Source organism: Mixta tenebrionis, assembly GCF_006517625.1.
Lineage (GTDB): Bacteria > Pseudomonadota > Gammaproteobacteria > Enterobacterales > Enterobacteriaceae > Mixta > Mixta tenebrionis.
The window spans coordinates 532,889-548,037 of sequence record NZ_VHQI01000002.1 but is presented as its reverse complement, the minus strand read 5'-3'; the positions used below and the strand labels follow the sequence as shown (position 1 = coordinate 548,037).

The 15,149-nt window shown below is 54.2% G+C and carries 16 protein-coding genes; 9 read left to right on the top strand and 7 right to left on the bottom strand.

Going from position 1 to position 15,149, the window contains the following annotated elements:
- Window positions 1-171: 171 nt before the first annotated feature.
- The 7 genes from dksA (at window position 172) to panD (ending at window position 5,777) form a co-directional block, all read left to right on the top strand.
- The gene (dksA, locus tag FKM52_RS05275) at window positions 172-627 is read left to right on the top strand and encodes an RNA polymerase-binding protein DksA (protein ID WP_038628110.1); all 456 of its coding nucleotides are present in this window, start codon (window positions 172-174) and stop codon (window positions 625-627) included.
- 62 nt (window positions 628-689) lie between these two features.
- Window positions 690-1,622: a tRNA glutamyl-Q(34) synthetase GluQRS gene (gene gluQRS, locus FKM52_RS05270; RefSeq protein ID WP_141175138.1), complete on the top strand. Its 933-nt coding sequence runs from the start codon at window positions 690-692 to the stop codon at window positions 1,620-1,622.
- A 37-nt stretch (window positions 1,623-1,659) separates the two neighbouring features.
- On the top strand, window positions 1,660-3,066 hold the full coding sequence (gene pcnB, locus FKM52_RS05265) for a polynucleotide adenylyltransferase PcnB (RefSeq protein ID WP_141175137.1): 1,407 nt from the start codon (window positions 1,660-1,662) through the stop codon (window positions 3,064-3,066).
- Window positions 3,063-3,566 carry a 2-amino-4-hydroxy-6-hydroxymethyldihydropteridine diphosphokinase gene (gene folK, locus FKM52_RS05260; RefSeq protein WP_141175136.1) on the top strand — a complete coding sequence of 168 codons (504 nt, stop codon included), beginning with the start codon at window positions 3,063-3,065 and terminating at the stop codon, window positions 3,564-3,566. The genes pcnB and folK overlap by 4 nt, the downstream gene beginning before the upstream one ends.
- Before the next feature lie 100 nt (window positions 3,567-3,666).
- Window positions 3,667-4,461, top strand: a complete 795-nt coding sequence (gene panB, locus FKM52_RS05255) for a 3-methyl-2-oxobutanoate hydroxymethyltransferase (protein ID WP_141175135.1) — start codon at window positions 3,667-3,669, stop codon at window positions 4,459-4,461.
- Between the two features lie 14 nt (window positions 4,462-4,475).
- Window positions 4,476-5,330: a pantoate--beta-alanine ligase gene (gene panC / locus FKM52_RS05250; protein ID WP_141175134.1), complete on the top strand. Its 855-nt coding sequence runs from the start codon at window positions 4,476-4,478 to the stop codon at window positions 5,328-5,330.
- Window positions 5,331-5,396: 66 nt separating this feature from the next.
- Entirely contained in the window at window positions 5,397-5,777 is a 381-nt protein-coding gene (gene panD, locus FKM52_RS05245; RefSeq protein ID WP_141175133.1) for an aspartate 1-decarboxylase, read from the top strand.
- Window positions 5,778-6,296: 519 nt separating this feature from the next.
- On the opposite strand, the gene FKM52_RS05240 is transcribed toward panD, so the two are convergent.
- The 5 genes from FKM52_RS05240 to FKM52_RS05220 all read right to left on the bottom strand — a co-directional run bounded on the left by FKM52_RS05240 (window position 6,297) and on the right by FKM52_RS05220 (window position 10,750).
- Window positions 6,297-6,563 (bottom strand): hypothetical protein, encoded by a 267-nt coding sequence (locus FKM52_RS05240; RefSeq protein ID WP_141175132.1) that lies wholly within the window; start codon window positions 6,561-6,563, stop codon window positions 6,297-6,299.
- A gap of 1,089 nt (window positions 6,564-7,652) precedes the next feature.
- Complete coding sequence (locus FKM52_RS05235) at window positions 7,653-7,907, bottom strand: hypothetical protein (protein WP_141175131.1); 255 nt, start codon at window positions 7,905-7,907, stop codon at window positions 7,653-7,655.
- Window positions 7,908-8,463: 556 nt separating this feature from the next.
- Window positions 8,464-8,688 (bottom strand): hypothetical protein, encoded by a 225-nt coding sequence (locus FKM52_RS05230; protein ID WP_141175130.1) that lies wholly within the window; start codon window positions 8,686-8,688, stop codon window positions 8,464-8,466.
- 368 nt (window positions 8,689-9,056) lie between these two features.
- Window positions 9,057-9,827, bottom strand: coding sequence for an ABC transporter permease (locus tag FKM52_RS05225; protein WP_141175129.1), 771 nt, complete (start codon window positions 9,825-9,827; stop codon window positions 9,057-9,059).
- Window positions 9,824-10,750 carry an ABC transporter ATP-binding protein gene (locus tag FKM52_RS05220; protein ID WP_141175128.1) on the bottom strand — a complete coding sequence of 309 codons (927 nt, stop codon included), beginning with the start codon at window positions 10,748-10,750 and terminating at the stop codon, window positions 9,824-9,826. The genes FKM52_RS05225 and FKM52_RS05220 overlap by 4 nt, the downstream gene beginning before the upstream one ends.
- Before the next feature lie 112 nt (window positions 10,751-10,862).
- Here FKM52_RS05220 and can point away from each other — a divergent pair, with 112 nt between their 5' ends.
- On the top strand, window positions 10,863-11,525 hold the full coding sequence (gene can / locus FKM52_RS05215) for a carbonate dehydratase (protein WP_141175127.1): 663 nt from the start codon (window positions 10,863-10,865) through the stop codon (window positions 11,523-11,525).
- Between the two features lie 81 nt (window positions 11,526-11,606).
- Here the strand turns inward: can and hpt are convergent, their stop codons facing one another.
- On the bottom strand, window positions 11,607-12,143 hold the full coding sequence (gene hpt, locus FKM52_RS05210; RefSeq protein ID WP_141175126.1) for a hypoxanthine phosphoribosyltransferase: 537 nt from the start codon (window positions 12,141-12,143) through the stop codon (window positions 11,607-11,609).
- Between the two features lie 240 nt (window positions 12,144-12,383).
- On the opposite strand from hpt, the gene FKM52_RS05205 reads away from it, so the two are divergent.
- A complete protein-coding gene (locus tag FKM52_RS05205) occupies window positions 12,384-13,667 on the top strand; it encodes a cystathionine gamma-synthase family protein (protein WP_141175125.1) in 1,284 nt (427 codons plus the stop codon).
- Window positions 13,668-14,309: 642 nt separating this feature from the next.
- On the opposite strand, the gene FKM52_RS05200 is transcribed toward FKM52_RS05205, so the two are convergent.
- A complete protein-coding gene (locus FKM52_RS05200; protein WP_181407890.1) occupies window positions 14,310-14,918 on the bottom strand; it encodes a lytic polysaccharide monooxygenase auxiliary activity family 9 protein in 609 nt (202 codons plus the stop codon).
- Window positions 14,919-15,149: the final 231 nt, after the last annotated feature.

Sequence of the window (15,149 nt, the reverse complement as noted above, 5' to 3'; positions counted from 1 at the left end):
GCGGGCCTGCCGGACCATAAAAAGTCGTGCCGCGCTAAATACGCTGTTCCTCACAGGCTTGTCAAGGCGTGTTCAGGAATAATTGCCAACCTTAACCGCTTCTGTTATTTATAGCGGCCTGTTTTTTTCCCCACTGGGGATCGATAGTGCGTGTTATCCAGGAGAAACAACATGCAAGAAGGGCAAAACCGTAAAACATCGTCCCTGAGTATTCTCGCCATCGCTGGGGTGGAGCCGTACCAGGAGAAACCGGGCGAAGAGTATATGAACGAAGCCCAGCTGGCGCACTTCAGGAAGATACTTGAAGCGTGGCGCAATCAACTCAGGGATGAAGTCGATCGTACGGTATCACACATGCAGGACGAAGCTGCCAACTTCCCCGATCCGGTCGATCGCGCCGCTCAGGAAGAAGAGTTCAGCCTCGAACTGCGCAACCGCGACCGCGAACGTAAACTGATCAAAAAGATCGAAAAAACATTGAAAAAAGTGGAGGATGACGATTTCGGCTACTGTGAATCCTGTGGCGTTGAAATCGGTATTCGCCGTCTTGAAGCGCGTCCTACCGCCGATCTCTGTATCGACTGTAAAACGCTGGCAGAAATCCGCGAAAAACAGATGGCCGGTTAACGGCATGTGAATCATGCAGCGTGGGCGGGAAAGCATACTCCTCACGCTGCAGTTACATAACTATGGCAACGTCTACTCCCTGTATCGGTCGCTTTGCTCCCTCTCCTTCCGGTGAACTCCATTTTGGCTCGCTGATTGCCGCGCTTGGCAGCTGGCTGCACGCCCGCGCCCAGGGCGGACGCTGGCTGGTACGCATTGAAGATATCGATCCGCCGCGCGAGGCGCCCGGCGCCGCCTCAACTATTCTGCAGCAGCTGGAACACTACGGCCTGCACTGGGACGGCGAGGTGCTCTGGCAGTCGCAGCGGCACGAGGCCTACCGCGAGGCGCTGGCCTGGCTGCGTCAGCATCGCCAGAGCTACTACTGCACCTGCACACGCAGCCGTATTCAGCAGATCGGCGGTTTCTATGACGGCTACTGCCGCGATCGCCAACGGGGGCCGCAGCAGGCCGCGCTACGCCTGCGTCAGCATCAGCCGGTTTATCAGTTTCACGATCTGCTGCGCGGCGAGGTTCAGGTTGACGCCGCGCTGGCGGAAGAGGATTTTATTATTCATCGCCGTGATGGGCTGTTCGCCTATAATCTGGCGGTGGTGGTGGACGATCATTTTCAGGGCGTTACGGAAATCGTGCGCGGCGCCGATTTAATCGCGCCGACGGTACGGCAAATCGCCCTGTACCGGCAGCTTGGCTGGCAGGAGCCCACCTGGCTGCATCTGCCGCTGGCGCTTAACCACGACGGCAATAAACTGTCGAAACAGAATCGTGCGCCGCGGCTGCCCGTTGGCGATCCGCGTCCGGTGCTGATCGACGCGCTGCGTTTTCTGGGGCAGGATGTCCCGCAGGCGTGGCAGGATATCACTACCGCGCAGCTGCTTACGCAGGCCGTTGCCCGGTGGAATTTAGCGAAAATACCGCGCAATAACGCATTACCCGCCGTTGAAGCGACAACACCATTCTCAAACGGCGCGCAACAGGCTATGATTAGCCGCTGATTTTACCACCGAATTTTCGTCATTATCGAGGTGTCCCATTTTTACCCGAGTAGCTAATTTTTGCCGTAAGGTCCTGAGTCGTGAAGATGCGACGCCGGCAGAGGTAGAGGAAGACGAACCGCAGATGACCGTCGTCCCTCGTGAAAGTCATAACATCTCGCGCAAAGACATTAGCGAAAACGCCCTGAAAGTTCTTTATCGCCTGAACAAAGCGGGCTATGAAGCTTATCTGGTGGGCGGCGGTGTTCGTGACCTGCTGCTGGGTAAAGCGCCGAAAGATTTTGATGTGACCACCAACGCCACGCCGGAGCAGATGCGCAAGCTGTTCCGTAACTGCCGGCTGGTTGGGCGTCGTTTCCGCCTCGCCCACGTGATGTTTGGCCCGGAAGTGATTGAAGTCGCCACCTTCCGCGGGCACCACCAGGCGGAGGAAGATGATAACGCCCAGCGCGGCCAGAACGGCATGCTGCTGCGCGACAACATTTTCGGCACCATCGAAGATGACGCCCAGCGCCGCGATCTCACCATCAATAGCCTTTACTACAGCGTGGCCGATTTTACCGTGCGCGATTATGTGGGCGGCCTGCAGGATTTGCAGCAGGGCATTATTCGCCTGATTGGCGATCCGGAAACGCGCTACCGAGAGGATCCGGTCAGGATGCTGCGCGTGGTGCGCTTTGCCGCCAAGCTGGAAATGCGTATCGCGGAAACCACCGCCGAGCCGATCCCGCGCCTCGCCACCCTGCTGAACGATGTCCCGCCGGCGCGCCTGTTTGAGGAGGCGTTAAAGCTGCTGCAGGCGGGCTATGGTTTCCGCACCTACCAGCTGCTGCGCGAATATCAGCTGTTCCAGCCGCTGTTCCCGGTAATCAGCCGCGCCTTTACCGAACGCGGCGACAGTCTGATGGAGCGCATGATTGAGCAGGTATTGAAAAATACCGATACGCGCCTGCACAACCAGATGCGGGTTAATCCCGCCTTTCTGTTTGCCGCGATGTTCTGGTATCCGCAGCTGGAAACCGCGCAGCGCATCGCTCAGGAGAGCGGGCTGGTTTATTACGACGCCTTTGCGCTGGCGATGAATGACGTACTGGACGAAGCCTGTCGCTCGCTGGCGATTCCCAAGCGCATCACCACGCTGGTGCGCGATATCTGGCAGCTGCAGCTGCGCATGTCGCGTCGCCACGGCAAGCGGGCGCTTAAGCTGATGGAACATCCTAAATTCCGCGCCGCCTACGATCTGCTGGCGCTGCGTGCCGAAGTGGAGAATAACCCGGAGCTACAGCGTCTGGCGCACTGGTGGGGCGAATTTCAGGCCGCCGCGCCGCCGCAGCAGAACCATATGTTAAAAACCCTCGGCGACGATCCGGCGCCGCGCCGCCGTCCCCGTCGTCCGCGCAAGCGCCCTGCCGCGCCGCGCCGCGAGAACAGCAGCAACGCATGAGCGGGCTGGCAAACACCCGCACGAGCCGGGTTTACCTCGCCTTAGGCAGCAACCTGGCCGATCCGCTGCAGCAGGTGCGCAGCGCGCTTGATGCGCTCGCCGCCATTCCGCAAACGCGGCGGGCGGCGGTTTCCTCTTTTTACCGTACGCCGCCCTATGGCCCGCCCGATCAGCCAGACTATCTGAACGCCGCCGTGGCGCTGGATACCCGGCTGTCGCCGGAGGCGTTGCTCGATCATACCCAGCGCATTGAGCTGGAACAGGGTCGGGTGCGTAAAGCGGAGCGCTGGGGGCCGCGCACGCTCGATCTCGATATTATGCTGTTTGACGATCGCGAGCTGCGCACGCCGCGCCTGACGGTGCCCCACTACGATATGCTCAATCGCGCCTTTATGCTGGTGCCGCTGCTGGAAATCGCGCCGCAGGCGCGCCTGCCGGACGGACGCGCGCTGGCCGCTATCGCCCGCCAGCTGGACTGCACCGCCATTCTCCCCTGGTAGAGGTCTCGTCGCTTTCCGCCCCCGCCCTGCCGCTATAAGAGATTTCCTCTCTTGCTGCGATCCATTACACTGCGCCATCAACGTAGAGAGCGAGGTTGTCATGAAACCTACCACCCTTTCCCACCTGCGCCAGTGGAAACAGACGGGCAGAAAATTTGCCTCCATCACCGCCTATGATTTCAGCTTCGCCCGGCTGTTCGCCGATGAGGGCATCCAGGTAATGCTGGTAGGCGATTCGCTGGGTATGACGGTGCAGGGACACGACTCCACGCTGCCGGTGACGGTAGAAGATATCGCCTATCATACGGCGGCGGTACGCCGCGGCGCGCCGCACTGTCTGCTGCTCGCCGACCTGCCGTTTATGAGCTACGCCACGCCGCAACAGGCCTGCGAAAGCGCGGGCCGCCTGATGCGCGCCGGGGCCAATATGGTAAAGCTGGAGGGCGGCGCCTGGCTGGCGGAAAGCGTAGAGATGCTGACGGAGCGCGCGGTGCCGGTATGCGGGCATCTTGGCCTGACGCCGCAGTCGGTTAATATTTTCGGCGGTTATAAAGTCCAGGGGCGCGATGAAGAGGCGGCGGAACGCCTGCTGAGCGACGCGCTGGCGCTGGAGGCGGCGGGGGCGCAGCTGATGGTGCTGGAGTGCGTGCCGGTAGCGCTGGCGCAGCGCGTTACCGAAGCGCTGGCTATTCCGACCATCGGCATCGGCGCAGGCAACGTTACCGACGGCCAGATCCTGGTGATGCATGACGCCTTCGGCATTACCGGCGGACATATTCCTAAATTCGCCAAAAACTTCCTGGCCGAAGCGGGCGATATCCGCGCCGCGGTGCGCCAGTATGCGCAGGAAGTGGAAAACGCCAGCTATCCCGCGGCGGAACACAGTTTTCAGTAAACAGGAGAAACTTCGTGTTGATTATCGAAACGCTGCCGCTGCTGCGCCGGGAAATCCGACGCTGGCGGCAGGAAGGTAAACGTATCGCGCTGGTGCCAACCATGGGCAATCTGCATGAAGGCCATATGACGCTGGTGGATGAAGCGCGCGAGCGCGCCGATATCGTTGTCGTCAGCATCTTCGTCAACCCGATGCAGTTCGATCGCGCTGACGATCTGGCGCGCTATCCGCGCACGCTGCAGGAGGATTGCGAAAAGCTGAACCGTCGCGGCGTTGATATGGTGTTCGCGCCTGCCCCGGCTGATGTTTATCCCCAGGGGCTGGACAGCCAGACCTTTGTCGAAGTACCCGGCCTTTCCAGCCTGCTGGAGGGCGCCAGCCGTCCCGGCCACTTTCGCGGCGTCGCCACCATCGTCAGCAAGCTGTTTAACCTGGTGCAGCCCGATCTCGCCTGCTTTGGCGAAAAGGATTATCAGCAGCTGGCGCTGATCCGCAAAATGGTGGCGGATATGGGCTACGATATCGATATCATCGGCGTGCCGACGGTACGGGCGAAGGATGGCCTGGCGCTCAGCTCGCGTAACGGCTATCTCACCGCCGACGAACGCAAACTGGCCCCGGCGTTAAGCCAGGTAATGCGCGAGATGGCGCAAAAGCTGGCTAACGGCGAGCGCCACGTAGAGGAGATTATCGACAGCGCGGAACAGGCGCTGCGCGATAAGGGGCTACGTCCCGACGGCCTGGCGATCTGCGATGCGCAGACGCTGCTGCCGCTGAACGTAGAGAGCAAACGCGCGGTTATCCTGATGGCGGCCTGGCTGGGCAAGGCTCGTCTGATCGATAATCAGACGGTGGATTTAACGCAGTAACAAGCGACGGCGATAGCTATAGCGCCGTCCGTTTTTCAATTGGTTGCAGAACAAGGTAATAAAGATATGGTACGCACCATGCTGCAAGGCAAGCTGCACCGGGTGAAGGTTACTCAGGCTGACTTGCACTACGAAGGCTCCTGTGCCATCGATCAGGACTTTCTCGACGCCTCCGGAATTCTTCAGTACGAGGCGATCGATATCTATAACGTCACTAACGGCCAGCGCTTTTCCACCTACGCCATAGCGGCGGAGCGCGGGTCGAAAATTATTTCTGTGAACGGCGCCGCCGCCCGCTGCGCCTGCGCAGGCGATATTTTGATTATCTGCTCTTACGTAAAAATGCCTGACGAAGAGGCGCGCCAGTGGCAGCCGAAAGTCGCCTACTTTGAGGGCGACAACGAAATGAAACGTCTGGCGAAAGCCGTGCCGGTTCAGGTTGCCTGACTATCGCGGCGGGGTGTTTCATCCCGCCGTTTTTTTCTCTTCGCCCCGTCTGCCGCCGCCATCCCGGATCGCCTGGGCCGGAAATCATTGGTACAAATATCCTGCTGAAATGATGGGCCATTTGACGGATCCGCTGTGGATATCGCACGGATTAAAGCCAACCGGTATAGCTAACGCCCCCTTTGCTCATGCTGCCCGGCGGGCATGCACATCGTTTACGCTTCGCTGAGCTTACCGGCGCGCTGTACAGCCTGGCTCAGCACCTGGCTGAAACGGTTAATGGCGAAAAAAGAACATCTAATCCGCTGTCGAAAATAGCTACGCCATCAGGTAGTAAGCGACAGGCGGAAGTTAAGGAACAGCCGCTGGTTTTTAAACTCCGCCAGCAGCTAAACCGAAAAAGATGAAAAAGCCCCCCTGTTATAAAGGGGGCTTTTTTTATTAAAGCACAATAACGGATAATAATTTTACAAAGTAAATTTTGCAGAATTTAATTAAATCTCTAAATTAGCCTTACTGCTATAAAGGCACGGCTTCAGAAGGAAAATCCGGGAAGACGAAAATTGGCGGTACAGGCCTACAACAGCATGGCGGATAGGGAAATAGCCCAATCGGCGGTACAATAATGCCGCATGACGGCCATGTGAATCCCGGATCAATGTCAGCAACCACTGAAGAACCATCATCTATTATTCCTGGCAGAGTTGTAATAGTATTCCAGCCTGCATCCACATCCAAAGCTCCACCAGATACCAGTTGCTTATGTCTTTCGTTAAGTTCGTACATAATATCATCCTTAAATTATTACGTTTCTCTCCTGATTCGGAGGCCTGTAAGCAAGCAATAATTCGCCTGCGGCAATTAAAATATATAATTAAATTTAAACTTACCCATATAGTAAAAGTACGAATTTACGGCACCGGCCTGTTACCAAATACATTTACCGCCAGCGCCGCACGGTAATAAAACTACCTTCAGCAACTGTCTCTGTGGCTCAGCGAGCAATAAGCGCCAGCGGCAGGCACGGTAAATAAAACAGAATCCCCTGCTGAAAATCTGCCAGCTACTAAAAAAGTAAAGATGCATATTCAAAAACCGCGTTGAATATAAAAATACGGCCCGCAGCGCACCATTTGGTGTGATATATTAACGTCCTGCTTATAAAGGGGAAGTTATTCTTTTAGTACTCCAGCAATAATAAATAACGGGTTTATTCTGTTAATCTCGCAGGCTTTAACTAAAATTTACCTTAGCCAAATAGTTTAGCGCCACCTGAAAAATCCCCTGCCAGAAACAAGTCTGCGGAAACACCTGAACTGGCGGCACGGCTTTAACTGTTGGATTAAAAAAACCGAATTATTCCCGCCCTGTAAAAACTACCATCTGTTTCTATGGCATTATTCAGCACAACATTTACATCTAAAGAACTGCCAGATACCCGCTGCTGCTTATTGTTGATTACATACATAGCATCATCCCTAAAAATTTAATTCCCTTCCTGAAGCAGAGGCCAACATGCAGAAAACAATCATCCTGTAACCATTAAAGATATGTTTAACATTAAAATAACCTCTATCGTAAAACAGCGATTTTCCTGCGATCGGTCTGCGCCTGCTGTGGAAAAAATCCCTGTTTTTTGCTCTCTGGTGCGACAGGCCCGGCGCCGTTCTATTACTGCGTTGTACAAACGCCGCGGCGAATATGGCGCCGTAAAGTACGCCGCTGCGAATAAAGCATCACAATAAAAAACAGCGCGGCTGGTGGGTAAGGTGAAATGCTGACTGAACAGTAGCGGCAACAGACCAAAGGGGAAAAGAGGGATTAACCGTACAAATATCTGGCAACGCAAGCGCTGCCAGATAAGGATCTATCAAATTACGCCTGTTGCGACGGCTGCGGGAATAGTGAGGAGATAATGCCGCCAAAGACGCCCATCACCGCGCCCCATATCATTCCCGGAATCGCCAGAATAGGGAAAACGCCGGCAATAACGCTGCCGCCCCAGATAATGGTGACGTCCACACCGTTAATATTACCTTCATAACTGCCGGAGAAATCTGTTGATTCCCAGTTTCCCCAGCTGCCTGAGCCCGATACATGGGCCAGTTGTGCTTCAGTAAGTAAACGCATAGTGTTGACCTTATATTCAGGTTAATTAATTTATAACAGAAATGACAAAACAGGAGATATCCTTTCTCCTGCGCGGGGGAAAATATAAAAAGCGGGTTATACAGACCATCGTAAAAATCCTATTAACGGAATACTGCAATACAAATAGTCTTTGTCATTCCTGATGAAAGCCCCTGAAAATTAATTAATTTTTTCCTGCAAGATCTATTTTCACATCAATAGCAACGGGTAACTATTTTATAACAGAACCGGCGTTAACGTTTTGCGCTTAAAAATAATCACCCCGGTTCTGGCCGCAGCGCAGGATAACGCGGTTTATCGCGGTTAAATATGGCTCAGCGTTAAAAACAGCCGGTGATTCAGGCGGCGATACAGCAGAATAATTGAGGAAAGCCGCTGGCAACTCAGGCAGGAAGGCGATAAAGCAGCTGCTAACTCAAAAGCAATGAGTCATTAACTTAAAACAGAGAAATAAAAAGGAGCCGGTTTAGCCGCTGCGGTTAACAACGGGAATGATTAGCCCGGCAGGTTAAGGCTACCGGGCCGCAATGCCTGATTAAGGCTGAGGTTTTGCTACCGGAGGCGGAAACACTTTAGAGAAGAGATCTTCAGCGTAGTTCCAGAATGAATCCCAGATACCGTTAAAGAAATCCAGCACCGGCTGTACGGTGTAATCCCAAATGGTGCCAAACAAACCACGGTTAGCAGTGTCATCAGCAAAAGTAACGGGCTGTTGTCCACCCGATACCTGAGCCTGCTGTTCTTCATTAAGCAGAAACATAATAATAACCTTCTGATAAGATAAAAAATAACTTCAAGCGTTTAAATATGCAGGATAAACAAGGCGCATTTTCCCGCAATTAAAAGCATACTGGCTCAGGATATTCAGGCCATAGCAAAACTTCTAATGTTATTTTTCACCGGCGCGCAATAGTTTCCGATAATAGGTTTAGTAATAATCCGTTAATTAAATGACCGTGCTGATAAATAAACCAGTTATGAGACCAATCTCAGCGCTATTTTTTAAATGGTTAATACTTACTGCTGCCGCCGCGCTTCAATAAAATTTTTCCCAGCGGCGCTATGCGGATGATAAAAAAGGCGCCCTAACGGCGCCTTTCGCAAATGACCTGTCTATCTGGCCGGATATCAGGTACGCAGGCCGCGCCCGCGCTGAATCAGCGTCCAGGCCAGAAGGTAAAACACGACGATAAAGGCGATCAGTACCGACAGCGTAAACGCCAGCGGCACGTCATTAATGCCCAAAAAGCCGTAGCGGAATCCGCTGATCATATACACCACCGGGTTCAGCTTTGATACCGCCTGCCAGACCGGCGGCAGCAGCGTCAGCGAGTAGAACACCCCGCCTAAATAGGTCAGCGGCGTCAGCACAAAGGTGGGAATCAGGCTGATATCGTCAAAGGTACGGGCGAATACCGCATTCAACAACCCGGCCAGCGAAAACATAATCGCCGTCAGCAGCAGCGTAATCGCCACCATCGGCCAGGAGTGTACGTGAAACGGCACAAAGAACAGCGATACCGCCGTCACCAGAATCCCCACGCAGATACCGCGCGCCACGCCGCCGCCGACATAGCCGGCAATCACGATATGGGTTGGCACCGGCGCCACCAGCAGCTCTTCGATATTACGCTGAAACTTGGCGCTGAAGAAAGAAGAAGCGACGTTGGCATAGGCATTGGTGATCACCGCCATCATAATCAGCCCCGGTACGATAAACTGCATGTAGCTGAAGCCGTGCATATCGCCGATGCGTGAGCCAATCAGGTTGCCGAAAATAATAAAATAGAGCGTCATGGTGATCACCGGCGGCACCAGCGTCTGAATCCAGATGCGGGCGAAGCGGTTGATCTCCTTAGCCCAGATACTTTTTAGCGCGACCCAGTATAAATGCGTCATGCCTGACCTCCCGTTTTTCCCTGCACCAGACTGACAAACAGCTCTTCCAGACGATTCGCCTTGTTACGCATACTCAGCACCTGTACGCCCTGGGCGCTTAGCTGATTGAATACGCTGTTCAGCCCCTGCTCGCGCATGACTTCCACCTCCAGCGTGCTGGTATCCACCAGCCGATACTGGAACCCCTCCAGACGCGGCAGCGGGCTTTTCGCCGCCAGATCGAGGATAAAGGTTTCTGATTTCAGCTTCGCCAGCAGCCCCTTCATCGAGGTATTCTCCACCAGCTCGCCGCTCTGGATAATGCCGATATTGCGACACAGCATTTCCGCCTCTTCCAGATAGTGCGTGGTAAGAATAATGGTGGTGCCCTGCGCGTTAAGTTCCTTAAGAAAAACCCACATGGAGCGGCGTAGTTCAATATCCACCCCGGCGGTTGGTTCATCAAGGATCAGCAGCTTAGGCTGGTGCATCAACGCGCGCGCAATCATCAGGCGCCGTTTCATACCGCCGGAGAGCATACGCGCCCGCTCGCCGCGTTTGTTCCACAGATCGAGCTGGGTCAGATATTTTTCGGCGCGCTTCAGCGCTTCACGACGTTCAACGCCGTAGTAGCCCGCCTGATTCACCACGATCTGTAACACGGTTTCAAACGGGTTAAAGTTAAATTCCTGCGGCACCAGCCCCAGCTGGCGCTTGGCGTTAACCACATCTTTTTCCAGGTCATAGCCGAAGACGCGAACACGGCCGCCGCTTTTATTCACCAGCGAGCTGATAATGCCGATAGTGGTGGATTTACCCGCGCCGTTCGGTCCCAGCAGCGCATAGAAATCGCCCGCCTCAACCGCCAGATCGATCCCTTTCAGCGCCTGCACGCCGCCGGGATAGGTCTTGGTAAGTTTTTCAAGTTCCAGTGCATAAGTCATAGAGAAGTTGCTTACCCTGTTTTGTTTACCGTTATTTTTACCGTTTGAAATTGCCAGTTGTTGTCCTATAGTACGTCAACGCATATTTGCCTGTTACAGACCGATAACCAACATGAAAGATATTGATACACTCATCAGCAACAACCGCGAATGGTCCAAATTACTGGTTGAGGAAGATCCCGGCTTTTTCGAGCGCCTGGCTCTGGCGCAAAAACCCCGCTTTCTGTGGATTGGCTGCTCTGACAGCCGCGTTCCCGCCGAACGCTTAACCGGCCTTGAGCCTGGCGAGCTGTTTGTTCATCGCAACGTCGCAAACCTGGTGATCCATACCGACCTTAACTGCCTCTCCGTCGTGCAGTACGCCGTAGAGGTGCTGGAGGTGGAGCACATCATTATTTGTGGACACTATGGATGCGGCGGCGTACAGGCGGCGGTTGAAAACCCGGAGTTGGGGCTGATCAACAACTGGCTGCTGCATATCCGTGATTTGTGGTACAAGCATAGCTCGTTACTGGGCGAACTGCCGCCGGAGAAACGATTTGATAAGCTTTGCGAAATCAACGTCATGGAGCAGGTCTATAACCTGGGCCACTCGACTATTCTGCAATCGGCGTGGAAACGCGGGCAGAAAGTGACGATTCATGGCTGGGTTTACGGCATTCATGACGGCTGCCTGCGCGATCTGCAGGTTACCGCCACCAGCCGCGAGCTGCTTGAGCAACGTTACCGCCACGGCATTGCTAACCTGCTGAATCATCCTGCAAGCCATCGCTAATCAGCGAGCAGCATCATAGCCCGTCACGCAATGGCGATCTTTAATCGATTGTGCTGTCTGCAACAGCACAATCGCGCACCATTACTCTTCCAGCATCACCACTTTGCCGATATAAGGCAGATGGCGATAGCGCTGGGCGTAATCGATGCCGTAGCCGACCACGAACTCGTCCGGAATTGAGAAGCCGACATAGTCCACTTTCACCTCCACTTCGCGGCGTGAAGGCTTATCCAGCAGCGTACAGATCGCCAGCGATTTCGGTTCGCGCAGGCGCAGGATTTCGCTTACCCGGCTCAGCGTATTACCCGAATCGATAATATCTTCTACAATCAGCACATCCTTGCCGCGGATATCCTCATCAAGATCTTTCAGGATTTTCACGTCGCGCGTGCTGGACATGCCGCTGCCGTAGCTGGAAGCGGTCATAAAATCGACTTCATGAGAGACGTCGATGGTGCGGCACAGATCGGCCATAAACATAAAGGAGCCGCGTAGCAGGCCCACCAGCACCATATCGCTGCCGCTGTCGCGGTAATGTTCGGTAATCTGCTGGCCCAGTTCAGCGATACGATTGCGAATCTCCGCTTCGGAGATCATAACTTCAACGGTGTGTTTCATAGCTTCAGGCTTCGTCATCTGTCGAAAGCAGCGAAGTCTATCACATTTTTCCGCCAGCATACCGCAGTCAGCTCAGCGAACCACCCGGCAAAAAGCAGACATACAGACTGCTAAACGGCTAAAATACCCTATTTAATCATGCATTTGGTTTTAAAGTTAGAACGTTAAGTCATTTATCAGCGACTATTGCGCTGTGGTAGCGTAAAGGCACTTTATGTCGCCGGATCGCCAGGAGAAACCATGAGCGCCGCCCATAGCAAAAAAACCCATATTGGCAATCGCCCTCTACAGCCGGAAACCCAAATGCTGAATTACGGCTACGATCCCGCGCTGTCGGAAGGCGCGGTTAAGCCGCCGGTATTTCTGACCTCCACCTTTGTATTTAAAAGCGCGGAGGAGGGACGCGATTTCTTCGATTACGTTTCCGGACGCCGCGAGCCGCCCGCCGGCCTTTCCGGCGGCCTGGTCTACTCGCGCTTTAACCATCCCAACAGCGAGATCGTTGAGGATCGCCTGGCGATTTATGAACGCGCCGAGAGCAGCGTGCTGTTCTCTTCCGGCATGGCGGCTATTTCCACCACGCTGCTGGCCTTTGTGAAGCCGGGCGACGTGGTGCTGCACTCACAGCCGCTGTATGGCGGCACGGAAACGCTGCTAAGCAAAACCTTTCTTCGCCTCGGCGTGACGGCGGTCGGCTTCAGCGACGGGCTGCATGAAGAAAAGGTACAGGAAGCAGCCGATCGGGCGATGGCCGTCGGCCGCGTGGCGGTAATTCTGATCGAAACGCCCGCTAACCCGACCAACAGCCTGGTAGATATTGCCCTGATGCGCCGCGTGGCGGAGAACATCGGCGCGCGGCAGGGCCAGCGCCCGATTATCGCCTGCGACAATACCCTGTTAGGGCCGCTGTTCCAGCGCCCGCTGGAACACGGCGCGGATATTTCGCTCTACTCGCTTACCAAGTATGTCGGCGGCCACTCTGATTTAATCGCGGGCGCGGCGATGGGCAGTAAGGCGCTGATGACTCAGGTGCGCGCCCTGCGCAGCGCCATCGGCACCCAGCTCGATCCCCATTCCAGCTGGATGCTGGGCCGCTCGCTGGAAACGCTGGCGCTGCGTATGGAGAAGGCTAACCGCAATGCCGAAGCGATTGCTGATTTTTTACGCCAGCATGAAAAGGTGGAAAAGCTGCATTACCTGTCATTTCTGCACGCGGACTCCGCGGCGGGCAGAACTTTCCAGGCGCAGAGCAGCGCCGCCGGCTCGACGTTCTCGTTTGATATTCGCGGCGGCCAGGCGGCGTCGTTCCGTTTCCTTAATGCGCTTCAGCTGTTCAAGCTGGCGGTGAGCCTCGGAGGAACCGAATCGCTCGCCAGCCATCCGGGCAGCACCACCCACTCCGGCGTTCCCGCCGAGGTGCGCCAGCGCATCGGCATCAGCGAGGCGACGATTCGTTTATCTATCGGCATCGAGAACAGCGATGACTTAATTGAGGATTTGCGGCTGGCGCTGGAACAGGCGTAGCCAGACGGCTCCCGGCAGGCTGCGTTGACCACAAGGCAGCCTTTGCTTTCCGGCGCGCAGGAAGGACGGTGCTTTTACTTTGCTTTACCGGGCTTGCTTTACCGGGCGGCGCTATGACGCAGTACTATTTTCATCGGTTTTATCGCTGTCGCCCTTGTACCAGCGCCAGAAGCTATGCAGCATGCCGCAACTCATATAGATACCGGGGAAAATAAATAGCGCGGCGGAAAGATCGCTGAATATCTGGCAGGGCGCGGTAATGATAATCCGCTGGTAATCATGGCAGCCGGTTATTTTAACAAGGTTAAGCAACCTGCCATGAACGGCGCTGTGACGCGCAGCCTGAGTTTTTACTTAGCATAAAAAACCGCCAGATAAACCGTCACAGTTCAAACAAACAGACATTAAACGTTTATTACTCACTAACTGTAAAAGTCTTTTCCAGGTGAATGCATTTATCCGTTTTAAAAAAACATAATTCGCCACGGCTATTAAAAATAGCATAGCGGCTAACCGCACATAACAAGCACTGCTGACCTGCTAAACCAGCTGGCAATGGCGCTCAGCTTATCTGGCAGGCCAGCAATCATTAATGGCAACGGGCCGATGCTTAAATCAGCAATGCCGTTATGATGTTTTCATTCAGACAAAATCAACGTCGATAACCTGGTAGAAAGCATTACCGGTATCAGCGACTTCCCATACTGCCAGGATTACGTGGTAACCGCTGCGCTGCGGCAGCGTCATTTTATGTACCGTCGGCGACGGCGGCGTCAGCTCTTTATTGTGTTCCCAGAAGGGATGCGCGGTAAGCTCCTGTTGATAAAAAGGCGTTGCCTCAAACTGGGCGCGGCTTAAAGGCTGCTGCGGATCCCACTCTTTACGGGTAATAAAGTAGTTCCAGCGGCGAGTTAAATGTTTCGCGCTGTAGTCCCAGGAGACAGTCAGCTGCTGACCGGCGCGCACCTGATGTTTCTTCCAGTGCGTACCGGGTTCATCCAGGAACTGGCCGACGCTCTGGCCGGCGCTGGCAATTTTACCATCGGCCGGCGGCATATTATTCACTACATCATCGCTGGCCAGGCTGTCGCGTAATCCGGCTTTGGTGGCCGGGAAGAATTTTCCGGATTCACGCTGATTTAACGCGCCGTTATCCAGCTTGCCCTCTTCCCAGGCAAAATAGGCGCGGGATTTTGGTGAAAAAACATGGCCGTGCATCGGCATAATACCTTCAGCAGTTTTATTTTCCATTATTGAGATCCTTATTAAATAAATGGTTATTTTAATAACTTATCAGAGCGTAAATTAATTATTTCGCCGACAGGTAAATTCCCATATTTAATTTTGGATTTCAATTTCAATATTTATGGCGATAAATTCAGATCTTATTAATCTACAGCCAGACTAACCTGGTGCTGATTTTACCGATTAAAAACTATCGTTATGCCCTGAATGACGTGGCTGTAAACTATTTTTCTTTGC

Coding starts and splice junctions, on each gene's coding strand:
- dksA (WP_038628110.1), top strand. CDS start 172: ATGCAAGAAGGGCAAAACCGTAAAACATCGTCCCTGAGTATTCTCGCC.
- gluQRS (WP_141175138.1), top strand. CDS start 690: ATGGCAACGTCTACTCCCTGTATCGGTCGCTTTGCTCCCTCTCCTTCC.
- folK (WP_141175136.1), top strand. CDS start 3,063: ATGAGCGGGCTGGCAAACACCCGCACGAGCCGGGTTTACCTCGCCTTA.
- panB (WP_141175135.1), top strand. CDS start 3,667: ATGAAACCTACCACCCTTTCCCACCTGCGCCAGTGGAAACAGACGGGC.
- panD (WP_141175133.1), top strand. CDS start 5,397: ATGGTACGCACCATGCTGCAAGGCAAGCTGCACCGGGTGAAGGTTACT.
- FKM52_RS05240 (WP_141175132.1), bottom strand. CDS start 6,563: ATGTACGAACTTAACGAAAGACATAAGCAACTGGTATCTGGTGGAGCT.
- FKM52_RS05235 (WP_141175131.1), bottom strand. CDS start 7,907: ATGCGTTTACTTACTGAAGCACAACTGGCCCATGTATCGGGCTCAGGC.
- FKM52_RS05230 (WP_141175130.1), bottom strand. CDS start 8,688: ATGTTTCTGCTTAATGAAGAACAGCAGGCTCAGGTATCGGGTGGACAA.
- FKM52_RS05225 (WP_141175129.1), bottom strand. CDS start 9,827: ATGACGCATTTATACTGGGTCGCGCTAAAAAGTATCTGGGCTAAGGAG.
- FKM52_RS05220 (WP_141175128.1), bottom strand. CDS start 10,750: ATGACTTATGCACTGGAACTTGAAAAACTTACCAAGACCTATCCCGGC.
- can (WP_141175127.1), top strand. CDS start 10,863: ATGAAAGATATTGATACACTCATCAGCAACAACCGCGAATGGTCCAAA.
- hpt (WP_141175126.1), bottom strand. CDS start 12,143: ATGAAACACACCGTTGAAGTTATGATCTCCGAAGCGGAGATTCGCAAT.
- FKM52_RS05205 (WP_141175125.1), top strand. CDS start 12,384: ATGAGCGCCGCCCATAGCAAAAAAACCCATATTGGCAATCGCCCTCTA.
- FKM52_RS05200 (WP_181407890.1), bottom strand. CDS start 14,918: ATGGAAAATAAAACTGCTGAAGGTATTATGCCGATGCACGGCCATGTT.